General features: G+C 41.0%; 10 protein-coding genes, 1 tRNA gene and 1 pseudogene. 7 read left to right on the forward strand and 5 right to left on the reverse strand.

Annotated features, from left to right (window positions below; genetic code table 11):
* Positions 1–244 (reverse strand): annotated as a pseudogene (locus tag BFS05_RS03475) (helix-turn-helix domain-containing protein); the annotation flags it as partial.
* 272 nt (positions 245–516) lie between these two features.
* On the opposite strand from BFS05_RS03475, the gene BFS05_RS03480 reads away from it, so the two are divergent.
* Positions 517–603: transfer RNA gene (locus tag BFS05_RS03480), tRNA-Ser, on the forward strand.
* 96 nt (positions 604–699) lie between these two features.
* On the opposite strand, the gene BFS05_RS03485 is transcribed toward BFS05_RS03480, so the two are convergent.
* The 4 genes from BFS05_RS03485 to BFS05_RS03500 form a co-directional block, all read right to left on the reverse strand.
* Entirely contained in the window at positions 700–1,923 is a 1,224-nt protein-coding gene (locus BFS05_RS03485) for a hydroxymethylglutaryl-CoA synthase (RefSeq protein WP_103084816.1), read from the reverse strand.
* A gap of 159 nt (positions 1,924–2,082) precedes the next feature.
* Entirely contained in the window at positions 2,083–3,405 is a 1,323-nt protein-coding gene (locus BFS05_RS03490) for a hydroxymethylglutaryl-CoA reductase, degradative (RefSeq protein ID WP_103084624.1), read from the reverse strand.
* Between the two features lie 27 nt (positions 3,406–3,432).
* Complete coding sequence (locus tag BFS05_RS03495) at positions 3,433–4,719, reverse strand: thiolase family protein (protein ID WP_103084625.1); 1,287 nt, start codon at positions 4,717–4,719, stop codon at positions 3,433–3,435.
* A gap of 357 nt (positions 4,720–5,076) precedes the next feature.
* Positions 5,077–5,664 carry a xanthine phosphoribosyltransferase gene (locus tag BFS05_RS03500; protein WP_180978587.1) on the reverse strand — a complete coding sequence of 196 codons (588 nt, stop codon included), beginning with the start codon at positions 5,662–5,664 and terminating at the stop codon, positions 5,077–5,079.
* Positions 5,665–6,049: 385 nt separating this feature from the next.
* On the opposite strand from BFS05_RS03500, the gene BFS05_RS03505 reads away from it, so the two are divergent.
* The 6 genes from BFS05_RS03505 (at position 6,050) to galT (ending at position 14,977) form a co-directional block, all read left to right on the forward strand.
* Entirely contained in the window at positions 6,050–9,154 is a 3,105-nt protein-coding gene (locus BFS05_RS03505) for an ATP-dependent helicase (RefSeq protein WP_103084627.1), read from the forward strand.
* A 271-nt stretch (positions 9,155–9,425) separates the two neighbouring features.
* Positions 9,426–9,911, forward strand: coding sequence for a DUF4418 family protein (locus BFS05_RS03510; RefSeq protein ID WP_103084628.1), 486 nt, complete (start codon positions 9,426–9,428; stop codon positions 9,909–9,911).
* Between the two features lie 105 nt (positions 9,912–10,016).
* Positions 10,017–11,228, forward strand: a complete 1,212-nt coding sequence (locus BFS05_RS03515) for an ABC transporter permease (RefSeq protein WP_103084629.1) — start codon at positions 10,017–10,019, stop codon at positions 11,226–11,228.
* A 19-nt stretch (positions 11,229–11,247) separates the two neighbouring features.
* Positions 11,248–12,090, forward strand: coding sequence for an ABC transporter ATP-binding protein (locus BFS05_RS03520; RefSeq protein WP_103084630.1), 843 nt, complete (start codon positions 11,248–11,250; stop codon positions 12,088–12,090).
* 198 nt (positions 12,091–12,288) lie between these two features.
* On the forward strand, positions 12,289–12,915 hold the full coding sequence (gene rpsD / locus BFS05_RS03525; protein ID WP_103084631.1) for a 30S ribosomal protein S4: 627 nt from the start codon (positions 12,289–12,291) through the stop codon (positions 12,913–12,915).
* Positions 12,916–13,357: 442 nt separating this feature from the next.
* A complete protein-coding gene (galT, locus tag BFS05_RS03530) occupies positions 13,358–14,977 on the forward strand; it encodes a galactose-1-phosphate uridylyltransferase (RefSeq protein WP_374703765.1) in 1,620 nt (539 codons plus the stop codon).
* Positions 14,978–15,100: the final 123 nt, after the last annotated feature.

The raw sequence follows: 15,100 nt of genomic DNA on the forward strand, positions 1-15,100 counted from the left end.
TAAGAGACAGAGTAAGAACTTGGTTAACCATGCAAAGCTCTTGCACGGGATCCCAATACCTATGTTTTTTAAAACGTGGTTTAAGCACTTCAAACCCGTTAGCTTCTACTAAACGCGTCCAATACGCGACAGTATGACGAAAATTATTCCTACTAACAGCGTCAGGTGTTGGTAATTCCAGATTTTGACGATATAGTTCAACACACTTCTTTTTAAACTCGTAACTATATTTACATTTTGACATGCGTTACTCCTTTGACTAGCAGTCCAGAAAAAGGGGTACATATCACGCGTGTCGGTAAACAAAATCGGGGAAGTGTTCTTGATTTTGTTTACTTGAAGTCAAGTTCTATTCGCTGCGAAAAATCTCAAATCTCTGCCTAACTGGTAGCAAAGCATGTTTGATGGGGTTCTATTTTATTAAAAGATTACGTTGGCGTGTCGTTGCTTTCTTTAAACAGTCCGCAAATAGTGATATAGTAGCAACTCGTTGCGTTATCAGACGATAAAGCAACTGGAGTCATGCCTGAGTGGCCGATAGGGGCACCCTGCTAAGGTGTTAGCTGCGTAAGCGGCTCGAGAGTTCGAATCTCTCTGACTCCGCGAAAAATAAATCTCAGTGGATATTAATATTCACTGAGATTTTTGCTTTAAAGCCTACTTGCGGCTTATGTTTATATGGTTCGCCTCTTATACAAATTACAGTGTAGTAGAACTATAGTGGCGCTCTTGATTTGTAATTGAATCAAGGAAGAATTGAGTACAATCGCGATGCTTAGCGTCGCTTACAAAATCTTCAGGAGTGTAATCAGCTACGCTATTAAACATTTCTTCATACTCTTCAACGCTTAAACGCACTCTAGAATCAAGCATATCTTTGTGATCCTTAATAAACAGTGCATTTCTGAATCCTGGCATAAGAGTTCCGCTGAAGAACTCACCAACAGCGCCAGAACCGTATGAGAATAATCCGATTCTATCTAAATCTTTAATAGGCTTAGAGTTCTCATCATTACAATCGCAATCTAATTCAAGAAGAGATAATAATCCTATATAAAGCGATCCTGTATAAATATTCCCAATTCTACGGCTGTATTTCGTGCTAGTAGCATACTTTGAAAGCATGCGCTCGCGTACGGATTCGGAAAGATTCTCAGTAGAATCCATTGCTGCGTTCAAAGCTTTCAAGCCCATCTTCGTATAAGGCAAGTGGAAGCACATCGCCGCAAAATCGTCGAAATTAAGGGAATACTTAGAACTATATTTTTGCCACACGTCGCAGAAGAATTGAATATACTGTTCTGTTGAAAACTTTCCACGAGCTAAAGCTGTATCTTGATAAACTGGTCGCCAAAAATCTTGAACATCAGAGGATTTTACAATGCTATCGTTATTAATCGCTAAAACGTGAGGATTGGCGCTTACAAGCATTGCTACAGCTCCTGCGCCTTGTGTTACCTCTCCAGGCGTATTAAGGCCATAGCGAGCGATATCTGCTGCTATAACAAGCACTTGGGCGTCTGCATGTACTCGAACGTAATCGCATGCTGTCATTAAAGCTGCAGTTCCGCCGTAGCAGGCTTCTTTTATTTCAATGCAACGAAGCCATGGCGTGAGTTTTAGAAGATTATGAATGTATAGTGCGCTTGACTTACTAGCGTCAACTCCACTTTCTGTTCCAACTATAACCATTGCTAGCTTATCATCGTTGATATAAGGCAATAGTGGGAAAGCAGCTTGTGCTCCGAGAGTTACTATATCTTGATTGCTTGGAGGTACAGCTTGCTCGCTTTGTCCGATTCCTATCGTGTATTTATTAGGATCCACATTTCGCGCTAAAGCAAGATCTTCCATGTCAAGGTAGTAGTGTGGCGTGGCGAAGTTGATGCGATCGATTCCGACAATAATATTTTCAGTATTCATACCGTTATTCGTTTTGTTAATAGCATCTTTAGCGTTTTCGTTCAGCGCAGGAGAAAAACTCATTTTTATTCTTTCCCTAGTGATTCACGATTAAAACTATTTCGTATAACAAAGATTTTACAAGACATTTAAGCAAAATCGTAATTGTAAGTGAAATATTTAATTGTTCAAATCGCGTAATGCTTTCAAAAGCTTTTCGGCAGTTTGAGCGTTTCGATCCGCATCCTTCATGTGTGCAAGCTTATTCGTGATTTCTTCAATCTCAACGCCCTTAGCGCCAGCTGCAATAGCAATATTCGCTGATTGTAAGCGCATATGGCCTTCCTGTATGCCAGGACCTGCAAGAGCTCGTAAAGCAGCAAGATTTTGAACTAAACCAAGCGCTGCCAAAACATTGCGATACTCGTTAGAAGTCTTATATTTACCAACGTGAATTGCTATTTGAGCCATCGGTAGAGAAGTAATGGATCCGCCTACAATGCCGATTTGAAGAGGTATTTCTATGCGTCCATAAAGCGTTTCTTGAGATTCGTATTCTTGGATGCTCCACGTTGACAACGGCAGATAGCTGCCGGAGTGAGCCGCCCACGCATGAGCAGACGCTTCAAGCGCTCGCGTATCATTTCCTGACGCGAGCGCAGCACCGGCTATGCCGTTGAGGATGCCTTTGTTATGCGTGGCGGCGCGCTCCGGGTCTGCGGCGGCGAACGCGCTTAATGCCGCGATTCGGCGTGCGAGCCGCGCACCTTCCGAAGCTTTTTCGCTTTCAGGTAATTTGTTCGAAGCCAGGCTGATTGTAGGAAGGTGCACTTCCGCCACAGTCGCGTGGCGGCTTGTATTGGTCAATATAGCCACAAGCGCCTCGCAGCCGAGCCAGCTTTCCAGCTGGGCTTTTACAGCTTCGCCAATAGTGTTTACGATGTTCGCACCCATTGCGTCTTTTGTATCCACGTCAATCGATAGTTTGGCGAAGCTTTTCAAAGCTTCAACGCGGCATTTGCGCGCTCCTCCGCCTCGCTCCACAATCGATGGGTGTGCTTTGTCTGAAATATTTAATATTTCGTCTTTTCGACTGTTAACTACGTCTTCTAATCGTTTGGCTAGCGTGCCGTCATAATCTTCAAAAACTATTTGAACTGTTGTCATGTAGCTTGGAGATGATGCGATTATGCCGTGTTCTAAGCTCATCGCTGTTATGCGTGCGCCGTTGCATGCTGCTGCGATTACAGATGGCTCTTCTGTTGCTAAAAGCACATTGTGTTTTTCGTTGTTTACGATTAAATTTCGAACTACTCCAACAGGCAAAGTGTATTTTCCTATTTGATGTTCAATCATATGGTTTGCAATATCTGCCGGAATGTTGGTTCTAGAGCTTTCTGCTTGTTGTTCGAGTAAAAGTCGTGTCTCGTTTTCGCTTAACAATCCTTCTGATTGCAATGTTTTGATGCGATCGTTGACACTAAGTTCACGAAAAGCAGTCATATTTACCTCATTATTTGCGTTGATACGTCAGTAGTGCATGGCGATTTGCAAGGACACTCCAATTCCACCGCCTACGCATAAAGCTGCAACTCCATTTTTCAAATGGCGATCGCGTAAAGCGTAGATTAGCGTTGTTAAAATTCTTGCACCGCTGGCTCCGAGCGGATGTCCGAGTGCAATCGCACCGCCTCGCACGTTCAACTTTTCCTCATCAATATGCAATTGTTCAGAAACGGCTATGCTTTGTGCTGCAAACGCTTCGTTAATTTCAAACAAATCAATATCGTCAAAGCTGAAACCTGTTTTATTTAACAGACTTTCCATTACTTTCTTAGGAGCGTAACCCATGAGATCCGGGTTAATTCCGCCTTCTGCAAATCCAACTATTTCAGCTAAATAATCGATTCCGTGCTCTAAAGCGTAATCTTTGCTCATAAGTACGAGTGCTGCGGCTCCGTCGTTTATACCGCTTGCGTTTCCTGCCGTAACTGTCGGGGTATGTTCGTTCGCACAACCACTAGTCGTATGTTCGTTCACGCAACCATTAGGCGTATGCTCGCACTCGCAAGTATTATTAGCGTTTCCGCAACTATCAGAAAAATCAACTGAAGGTTTGAAAAGTGTACGAAGCTTAGCTAAACGTTCTAATGAAGTATCTGCGCGAGGATGTTCGTCTTTGCTTACAAGAGTGCCATCTGCTAATTGTACTGGAACGATTTCGGCATCAAATTCGCCATTTTCTTGTGCTTTCACAGCTTTTTTATGAGATTTTAGCGCGAAAAGATCTTGAGCTTCGCGAGATATTGCAAATCTAGCAGCAACGTTTTCTGCAGTAACACCCATTGCGTCGCCGGTAAAAGCATCGCATAAGCCATCTCGTTTTAATCCATCTATAAGAGTGTAATCGCCATAACGATGCTCATTAAAACGCAAATCTTGTGCGTAAAATGGCACGTTGCTCATGCTTTCAGTTCCGCCAGCCACAACTACTTGCGCGTCTGACATTACGATTGCGGCTTGCGCTAAACGTATAGCTTTCAATCCGGAACCGCACACTTCGTTTATGGTCATTGCGCAGCTTGAAGTAGAAAGTCCTGATTTTAATGCGATTTGGCGAGCTACGTTTTGGCCGCTTCCAGCTTGTAAAACATTGCCGAAAATAGCTTGGTCAACATCTTTCGCTGCAATTCCTGCGCGTTCGATTGCTGCCTTTGCTACGATCGCTCCTAAGTCAACTGAGGAGAGGGAAGATAAACTACCGCCGAATTTACCAATAGGTGTGCGCGCTGCGCTTGCAATCACCACTTCAGTCATATGTTTAGTCACCTGCTCAAGTGTTTATGCTGACATTTACTAACCAGAGTACTTTACAGCATTTTGACGCAAAAGTGCTATTTGTGAAAAATTCTTCTCGTTTCTTTCACAAATATTTACACAAATGCGTGAGTACGGAATCGTATTCAATCTGAAATATTAGTAAATAAGCAAGAGAATATGCGAAAGCCAAAAATGCGCTTTATCTAACACTGGTTATCTAACACTGGTTATCTAATATTCGGTAAGCCTATTATTAGACGATTAACATAAGGCGATAAAACGTCTTGTAAACGATCGATAAAGTGTCTTGCAAACAATTGATCAGACGTCTTACAAACGATTATCAGAAATACTTCAGATTTGCTCGCGGAATACTATGGATCCGTCAGAAGGATTCATAGAATCAACAATTGCCAAAGAAGCAACATCGTATCCCGCTTCACGCAAAGAATCGCCGCCGCCTTGGAATCCTTTTTCAATAGCTATACCAATGCCAGCAACTTTAGCTCCAGCATGATTGCAAATATCAATCAAACCTTGTAAAGCATTTCCATTAGCCAAAAAATCATCCAAAATAAGCACGCTATCTTCGCTGCTTAAATATTTACGCGAAACAATTACAGGAAACTCGCGCTGCTTAGTGAAAGAGAAAACAGTCGAAACATATTGATCGCCATCAAGATTAATAGACTGTGCTTTTTTAGCGAAAACTACAGGAACGTTACCAAAATGTCTTGCAACAACACATGCGATTCCAATTCCTGAAGCTTCAATAGTTAAAATCTTTGTGATATTCGCATCTTTAAAATGCTTAGCCCATTCTTCGCCCATATGATCGAATAGAGCTACATCACATTGGTGATTAAGAAAAGAATCAACTTTCAATACGTTTCCAGGCTTAACGATACCGTTTTTGCGGATGCGTTCTTCCAGTTCTTGCACGATTGTTTTCCTTTCTAATTCCTACCTATACGCATCTGATGCTTACCAATGCTTATTTGGTACGCGTGTTTACGTTTTTAACGCGTATTTAGCATGCATCTAATACGCATCAATATCTATTCAATGCACGTCTAATAAGCTAATAATTAATAGTCTAATAAGCAATTTAAGCGTTTAGCTTTTAAGCATACCCCTGACTGTAATACAACTGTTAGTACGAGTTTCAATAATATTTAATGCTATTGCTTAATGCGTGGTTATTTTTACATTATTTTCATATTATTTTCTGTAAGATTTATTGTAGCAACGCGTAACATTTGTTGTGAAGAATTGTATGCGCAAAATCATATTTTAAGTGACCTGAGCATATGGTAAACCTGAATGAATGAGTTCAAGCATGTACGATACTGATTTGTTTGGTGAACCAATCGAAAACGAAAGCGTAAAGCAAGCAGACAATCTTTCAGAAGATTATTCCGATAATAGTTCAGCAGAAAAAGCATACGATTTTGCGACTGAAGCGAATGAAGCTACAGAATCTACAGAAGCTAATGAGGCTATTGAATCTGCAGCTGATTTTGCTAATCAGGAAGATAGTTTTGCTGAAAATCAGGAATCAGATTTTAGTTTTGCTGAAAATCAGTCAGTCGCTAATTACGAAAATCAGGAATCAGATTTTGCTAAAAACTCTTACGAATATTACTCAAATCAACAAATCGCAATCGACACTGAAAAACTCACAGCAGGACTAAACGCTCAACAATTACAAGCAGTTAAATACGAAGGCTCAGCACTGCTTATAGGCGCTGGAGCAGGATCAGGCAAAACTCGAGTACTAACTCGCAGAATTGCATGGATTTTAAGCCAACATCACGAGTGGCCAAGTCATATACTCGCAATTACATTCACTAATAAAGCCGCTGCCGAAATGCGAGAACGCTTAGCAACTCTTATTGGAAACGAAGCCCTACATATGTGGGTTTCAACATTCCACTCAGCATGCGTAAGAATATTGCGCAAAGACGGAGAACAAATTGGCCTAAAATCAGGATTCTCCATTTATGATTCTTCAGATAGCGAACGCTTAATTAAAATAATCGCAACTGAATTAAATATTGATATTAAACGATTTACGCCTAAAAGTATTAGTGCAAAAATATCTGATTTTAAAAACAGTTTGATTACTTGGCAAGATCAATTAGCCGCATACGCTCCAGATTATCGCCCTGGAGTTTCTGGGCAGCAATTAGCTAGAGCTTGGCAATCAGAAGCAGTTTACGCAACTGTTTACGCGGAATATCAGCACAGACTTGCTATGGCAAACGCTGCTGATTTCGATGATCTTATTATGCGAACTGTAGAGCTTATGAGAAAAGTTCCGCAAGTTGCTCAAAAGTATCGCAGAAAATTTAGATATATTTTTGTAGACGAGTATCAGGATACGAATCATGCGCAATACGTGCTTATTCGAGAATTATCTGGAGTTGATGCGCAAAATATTGATGCGCAAAATACTTCTTCTATTAATACTGGTGTTCAAAATACTCAAAACGATTCATCAAAATCACAAAATGCGCAAGATGTATCGTCGAACTATGATTTACTAAAACCTGCATCAATAACAGTCGTAGGAGATTCAGACCAGTCTATTTATGCATTCCGCGGAGCAGACATACGAAACATACAAGATTTTGAAAAAGATTTCCCGCACGCAACAACCATTATGTTAGAGCAAAATTATCGCTCTACTCAAACGATTCTAGACGCCGCAAACTCAGTAATATCGCATAATCAAGCTAGAAAACCTAAAAAATTATGGACGGCATTAGGTCAGGGTGAGCCGATAATCGGATACGCTGCAAACAACGCTTCGCAAGAAGGATGGTGGATTGCGCAAGAAATTTCCAAGCTTTCTAGTGAAGAAAATATACCTTACTCAAATATAGCAATAATGTATCGCGCAAACGCTCAATCAAGAGCTTTAGAAGATGCGTTGATGCGAGCAGGATTACCATACCAATTAGTTGGCGGTACTAAATTCTATGAGCGCAAAGAAGTAAAAGACGTGCTTGCTTATGTGCAAAGCATTGTTAACCCAAACGACGATATAAACATTCGAAGAATACTTAACGTGCCTAAAAGAGGATTGGGGTCTCGCGCAGAATCACTTTTAATCTCATACGCACAAGCTAATAACACAAGTTTTTGGAATGCAATCGAACAGTGCGAAAACATACCCGGAATGCCAACTCGTAGCATGACGCAAATAAAAAGTTTCCACACATTAATGCAAGAACTTATAGAAATGACTCAAAAATTAGATTCAAAGCCATCTCTAATAGTCAAAAACGTGCTTTCAAAAACAGGAATTTTAGACGGACTAAAGCGTTCTGAAGATCCACAAGATGCTAATCGTGTAGAAAATTTGTCGCAATTGCAATCTGTAGCAGCAGAATACGAGCAAACAGCAGATGAAGTGACGCTTGCTGGATTCCTTGAGCAAACTGCACTCGTAGCAGACTCGGATCAATTGCCTGGCAGCAATGAAGATACTGGAAAAGTAACTTTAATGACATTGCACACTGCAAAAGGCCTAGAGTATCCAGTCGTATTCCTTACCGGCATGGAACAAGGAACTTTCCCTCATTCACGTGCTATAGATAACGAGTCTGAGCTTTGCGAAGAAAGACGATTGGCTTATGTGGGAATTACTCGCGCAAAACAAAGATTGTATTTGACGTACGCTGCTGTGCGCTCGCAATGGGGAGAAGCTATGGATATGGTTCCTAGCCAATTCTTGGATGAGATTCCAGAAGATTTAATTCATTGGGAGCGTAAAGAAGCTGGATTTGACGAGTGGGAAGGTGAATATGAAGGCGAATCTGTAAGCTTTGGCGGGTCTAAGTTCGGTTCCTCTAAGTTCGGGCGCAAAAAGTTTGGGAAAAGTCGTTTTTCAACAGATGATTTTGACGAAGATTGCGATGATTTTGGAAGCGACGGCGGTTGGGATGACGATTATAGTGAATCTTCATCGTTTACAGGCCGCGCGTACGGATCGGATTCATATGCAAAAGGCGCAAGGAAATCAAGAAAATCCTATTATTCAAGCTATAGCTCTTATGGGTCGTCTAGCTCTTATGGGTCGTCTAGCACGTATGGAAGTAGATCCAGCTCTTATTCAAGTGCCTCTTCTAGAACATCTAGATCTTTATCTTCTAAATCTTCTAGCTCGTATAAGTCTTCTAGCTCTTTTAGCTCATTGTCATCTAGCTACGCTAAATCGTCTAGTTCTTCTAGCTCGTTAAATCGAGATAATCAGCTTAATATTCAAGATTTCAAAGCTGGAGACAAAATTACACACGACCAATACGGTTTAGGAACTATTATCTCAACGCAAGATAAAGGCAGAAACTCGATTATAACAGTCGATTTTGGAAGCGACGGAGTAAAACGATTAATGCTAAGAGTCGCTCCTATAGAAAAGCTGTGATTATATCTACAAAAACAAAATATTCAAGTCTTGTTTTCTTTTAAAGTATAAGAAAAAATATATACGTATGCGAAAACGCAAGAGAGCAAGATTGTAGCTAGGGTAGCTAAGGGGAGGTTACTTAGTGCTTAAATATTGCGTGTTTTTGTATGCGTAAACAAGATTTTTTAAGAGGCGTGGTACTTGCAAACGTGAGTGCCGTAAGGCGTGTGACATTGAAGAAAATGTGACACTAAAAATTAATAACATACATTTTAAAGAGGTATTTATTATGAAAAACAAGTTATTCGCTTCTATTCCAGCGATTATTTTAGGTATTCTCATTGCTATCGCTCCTATAACTTTCGCTCCTGTATGCAAATCTGGTGCAATGGGTGGAATGAAAGGTATGGGCGGCATGAAAGGCATGGGTGGTATGAAAGGCATGGGTGGCGCAATGCATAGCGCTGCTCCAATGGCTTGCTACTACACTGGTCGAGCTGCATTAGGCATTGGAATTATTATTGCAATACTCGGCGTTGTAGCTTTGTTTGTAAAATCTTCAGTTCGCGCTGGAATCAGCATCGCAATCGTTTTGAATGCTTTGCTTATGATTTCGGTTCCTACTTTCCTTATTGGCGTTTGCTCAAGCCCAGCAATGCATTGCAATTCAGTTACTCGACCAACTCTGATTGTATTAGCTGTTCTAACAGCAGTATTTTCAGCAGCTGGCGCGTATTTGGATTTGAAATCATCTGAATGCGAAGAGCAGAATTGATACTAGCGTGAAAAATTAACGTTAATATAAACGTTAATGTAAACGCGAATATCAGTAATTGAAATAAAAGATTAATAATTAAGATAACTGTAATTCGTAAATGCTATGCAACAAATTACATTAAAGCGTTTGCCGCTGGAGAATCTCAAGTACAAATCATTGCGAACTATATCGCTTGTTATAGTTGCCGCATGCTTGTCTGCAGTATTCTTCGGCGGCGCGCTGATTTCTATGAATTTATCGCGCGGATTAGAAAGTATGCGCGAACGTTTAGGTGCAGATATTATGGTGATTCCGCAAGGAACACATAATAAAGCTGAAGCTTTGTTAACAAATGGCGGATCGAGCACATTTTATTTTACGAATAATATTGAGGACTTAGTTCGCAAAGCTAAAGGTGTTAAAAAAGCCAGCGTACAAACTTATATTTCGTCGCTTTCTGCAGGATGCTGTGCGGAAAAATTGCAAATTATTGGATTCGACCCCGACTCTGATTTTGTTATAGGCCCTTGGATTTATTCGCAACATAAAAATACGCTGCATAAAGGTGAAATGATTGCTGGAGCTAACGTAGTCGTTTCATATGAAAATACAGTTCGACTTTATGGGCATTATTGGCCTGTTGTAGCTCAGCTTGCAAAAACTGGTACGAGTCTTGATAATTCAGTATTCGTAAACATGCAAACAGTTCCACAAGTAGTCGAATATTCCGCAAAAGTTGGCCATGCTGCTATTCCTAAAGAATATGCTAATAAAGCTATATCAGCTGTATTAGTGAAATTAGATAAAGGATATAGTGCGCAAAAAGTCGCAGATAATATTCGCAAAACAAGCGGATTAAAAGGCATCGGAATAGTTTTCCCAGGCGGTGTTACTGCTACAACTAAAGATAATTTATCTATAGTAACTAGATCTATTTCTATAGTTATAGGAATTTTGTGGATAATTACTGTAATTATTATGGTCGCCGTTTTTGCATCTTCTATTAACGAACGCAAAAAAGAATGCGCATCACTAAGAATCATGGGCGTGACTCGCTCAAGACTAGTGAAATTAATGATGAAAGAATCATTCATAATAGGCTTGCTTGGCGGAATTATTGGAGTGTCTTTTGCTTCGCTGATTTTGTTCCCATACAGTTCGTTGATTTCAAAGCAAATGCAATTGCCTTATCTTGAAATTACTGCAGCTCCAGTAATTGGATTGATTATCGCAGGTGTTGCTATTTCTCTAGTCACTACGATGCTAACTTCTATGGCTGTAACTTGGCGAATTGCTATGGGTGAATCTTACCTAAGATTGCGCGAAGGCGAATAAAAGTAGGGTGATTTTAAACATGAGTGAAAGCAAATCGTACAGAGAATTTCACAAAGATACAGATAGTGAAATTAATTCTGATTCAGCTTCTGATGCTAATGAGATTGTTAAGATTACTCGAGTTACGCGCAATTTTGTTCGCAGAAAAAAGACATTTGCAGCAGTTGATAATGTGAGTTTTTCGTTAAAATCAGGCGAGTTTGCGGCAATAGTAGGCAAGTCTGGCAATGGTAAAACTACGTTTATTAATATTGTTGCAGGATTGCTTAAACCTTCTCATGGAAGCGTGAAAATATGCGGATGTGATATTTCTTCGGCGAATTGTACCGACGATGAAATATCTGAATTGCGAGCAAGAAATATAGGATATGTTTCGCAAACTCATACTTTGATGCCGAATCTTACAGTTTGTGCAAATGTTATGTTACCTATGTACATTTTGGAAGATTTCGACAAGGCTGGTGGTGATACTGGCAATAAGTCTGATAAGTCCACTGAAAATACGACTGAATCCTATATGGATAAAGTTGTAGCTTTACTTAAAAAATTGGATATTGAAGATTTATTGTGGTGTTATCCTAAAGAGCTTTCAGGCGGCGAAGTAAAGCGTGTTATGATTGCGCGTGCGATGATGACTAATCCGAAGCTTTTAATTTTCGACGAGCCTACGGGTGACTTGGATTCAGAGCACACTCTTGTTGTTATCGATATGTTGCGAGATGCTGCTGCTAAAGGGGCGGCTGTGTTGGTAGTAACTCACGATAATCAAGTAGCTGATTGCGCGGATCGTGTTTATTCTATGGATTCTGGCGTTATTACATTCGCACCACAGAGTACTATTAGCAACGTTGCCTATTTTTAGGCACGTCTGGAGCCTTAGCCCATCAGTGGGTCGGCGCACAGGAATTATGCATTGCAGAACTTATATGTTTTCAAAGCTTTAATTTTTGTGTGTTCGTGTGTTAACACGAAGAAGCACTGGAGAGGCCGGCTCAGCGTGAGTAGTCAAATGATTACATTCACGTTCCGTTCAGATAACGACAGAATTAAAGGATTAGCTATGACTAATGTTCAGCGTTCTCGCCGTCAGGTGCGTCTTTCTCGCGCCCTCGGCATCGCTTTAACTCCAAAGGCTCAGCGTATCTTCGAGAAGCGCCCATATGCTCCAGGTGAGCACGGCCGCACTCGTCGTCGTACAGAGTCCGATTACGCAGTACGTCTTCGTGAGAAGCAGCGTCTTCGCGCTCAGTACGGCATCTCCGAGAAGCAGCTTCGCGCTGCTTACGAAAAGGGTACGCACACTGCAGGCCAGACCGGTGACGCAATGCTCACCGATTTGGAAACCCGCCTTGATGCTTTGGTTTTGCGCGCAGGTTTTGCTCGCACCACCGCCCAGGCTCGTCAGTTTGTTGTACATCGTCACATCTTGGTTGATGGCAATCTTGTTGATCGCCCATCTTACCGTGTGAAGCCAGGTCAGACCATTCAGGTTCGCGCTAAGAGCCAGACAATGGTTCCATTCCAGATGGCTGCTGAAGGCGTTCATCGCGACGTTTTGCCAGCAGTTCCTGGTTATCTCGATGTGAATCTTGCCTCTTTGAAGGCTACTTTGACTCGTAAGCCGGAAGTCGATCAGATTCCAGTTGAAGTCAACATTCAGTACGTCGTCGAATACTACGCTCGTTAATTCGTCGATTTAATTCTTAAGGACATACCGCTTAACCCCTGCTGTGTATATAACGTGGCAGGGGTTAATGCGTTATTTAGTGTTATTTGGCAAATGTTTAGAATATGGTATTCTTCCGGCGTTTTGCGAAAGTTACATTTTATTACAGATTTATATTAAAAGTTCACATATATGTGTTATGATATTTGCAATAACGCTCGTTATGTTACAAAAAGTAACATGTTGAGTGTATTATACGGGAATAAAGCATAGAATAGTAAAAACTACGCTTAGCACTTCAGGGTGCGAAGACGATGGGGTCGAAATGTCTTACAATACTTTAAACGATAAAAATGAAAGCCAGAACAAGAGTTACATTATGAACCCAAATATTAGCCAGTCAGAAAACGAATCGACTAATAACAAAATTAAAGGATCAGATTCGAAAGATAAAACTTTTGCAATGGATGGTTTACATTCAATACCAACTAATGCAGGGTTTGCTGGTCCAGGAGCAGGATTTGAAGGTGGAGCCGCTCCAGGATTTGAAATCAACGAAAGAGGATCTGAACGTCCAAATATAGACGATTCGCAAGTAATTAGAAACTTGGAAGATACAGACGCGTTTGACGCGATTGATGTTGATGCAATTCGCGCAGCTCGTCAAAAAGATACCTCTGCTATCAATAAAATAACGAGCACAGGCGTTGGAGATTCTTCTCTAATGGATCTTGTATCGAAATCTGAGGATGAATCTGATTTATTATCTTCCAAAGATATGCTGCAAACTCCAATAACAGTATCCATGCAAAATCCTATTCGTGATTTTGATGGTGAATATCCGTATAAGCTTTATCGCCCTGGAACGTACGCTCGAGAGCATATTCGTATTACTGCAACAAAGCTTGCAGACGGACGCGATTTCTTCTACATGGATGACAATCCTGAATACGTAAGCGGTCGTAAAACGCGAGAGTTAAAAGATCCGCGCAAACTTCCTTACCGCTTCTCGTATATAGTGGATGCGAATGGAAACGAATCGCCTTATACGGCTCCAGAAATGCGCCAGGATCCTCTTACTGGCGACTGGATTCCTATGGCAACAGCTCGTATGAATCGCCCTATTACAGCCGGTCCAACCGTTCTTGCTAAAAGCAATCCTTTAGCTGCGCGCAAGCCGGGGGATCCTTACCAAGATGGAGAAGTGCCAGATACGGATTATGACGTTGTAATATTTGAAAACCGCTTCCCATCAATGGTGCAAGTTCCAGGCGAAGACGTGTCAGTCAAATATGTTGACGGAAATCCATTGTGGAAAAAAGCTCCTGCAGCTGGCAGATGCGAAGTAATTTGCTTCGGTCCAGATGAGAATCTTCTTCCAGCTAATCTTTCTGTTTTTAGAATGCGTACTGTAGTTGAAGCGTGGGCTTTCCGTACTGCAGAAATTAGTCAGATTGATGGAATTGAGCAAATATTCCCATTTGAAAATCACGGTGCGGAAATTGGTGTTTCGCTAGCTCATCCTCACGGACAGATTTATTGCTATCCATTTATTGCTCCTCGACTTGAACAAGAATTGCGTCATACTGAAGCTTATTTCGATCGCACTGGTGGAAATTTGCTTAAGGATTTGATGAAAGCAGAACTTGAAGCTGGAACTCGCGTTATTATGCGAAATCACAGTTGGGTTGCGTATGTTCCTGCAGCTGCTAGGTGGCCGTTAGAAGTTCATGTTTCTCCAGTTCGAGACGTATTAACCTTGGACCAGCTTGACGATCAAGAGCGCTGGGATCTTGCGCAAATGTATATTACTTTGCTGAAAAGAGGGAATAAGTTCTTCGATAAAGGCGATGGCAAGGGTATGGATCTTCCTTATATCGCAGCATGGCATCAAGCTCCTGTTCGCGATCCTCGCAGATCTCATTATCGTTTGAATTTGCAATTCTTCTCATTCAGACGTGCTGCTAACAAGATCAAGTATTTAGCTGGTTCTGAATCTGGTATGGCTGCTTGGGTTTCGGATACTACTCCTGAGCTTATTGCAAAGCGATTCCACGAAATTGGAGAAATAGATTTAGATTAAGCTTGAGATTTAGGCTTAGTTTATAAGTTTTAGGTTTAGTTTATAAGTTTTAGGCTTTGTTTATAAGTTTTAGTTTCAGCTTTAGTCTTAGCTTTAGCGTGTGTTTTTGATTGCAATATTTGC

The sequence above is a fragment of the Gardnerella coleohominis genome, from assembly GCF_002896555.1.
In the GTDB taxonomy this organism is placed as follows: domain Bacteria; phylum Actinomycetota; class Actinomycetes; order Actinomycetales; family Bifidobacteriaceae; genus Bifidobacterium; species Bifidobacterium vaginale_F.

What these genes read in the sequence shown, in the direction of transcription:
- BFS05_RS03515 (WP_103084629.1), top strand. Translation starts at nt 10,017, where the DNA reads ATGCAACAAATTACATTAAAGCGTTTGCCGCTGGAGAATCTCAAGTAC.
- BFS05_RS03495 (WP_103084625.1), bottom strand. Translation starts at nt 4,719, where the DNA reads ATGACTGAAGTGGTGATTGCAAGCGCAGCGCGCACACCTATTGGTAAA.
- BFS05_RS03485 (WP_103084816.1), bottom strand. Translation starts at nt 1,923, where the DNA reads ATGAATACTGAAAATATTATTGTCGGAATCGATCGCATCAACTTCGCC.
- BFS05_RS03510 (WP_103084628.1), top strand. Translation starts at nt 9,426, where the DNA reads ATGAAAAACAAGTTATTCGCTTCTATTCCAGCGATTATTTTAGGTATT.
- BFS05_RS03505 (WP_103084627.1), top strand. Translation starts at nt 6,050, where the DNA reads ATGAGTTCAAGCATGTACGATACTGATTTGTTTGGTGAACCAATCGAA.
- BFS05_RS03520 (WP_103084630.1), top strand. Translation starts at nt 11,248, where the DNA reads ATGAGTGAAAGCAAATCGTACAGAGAATTTCACAAAGATACAGATAGT.
- BFS05_RS03490 (WP_103084624.1), bottom strand. Translation starts at nt 3,405, where the DNA reads ATGACTGCTTTTCGTGAACTTAGTGTCAACGATCGCATCAAAACATTG.
- rpsD (WP_103084631.1), top strand. Translation starts at nt 12,289, where the DNA reads ATGACTAATGTTCAGCGTTCTCGCCGTCAGGTGCGTCTTTCTCGCGCC.
- galT (WP_374703765.1), top strand. Translation starts at nt 13,358, where the DNA reads ATGGATGGTTTACATTCAATACCAACTAATGCAGGGTTTGCTGGTCCA.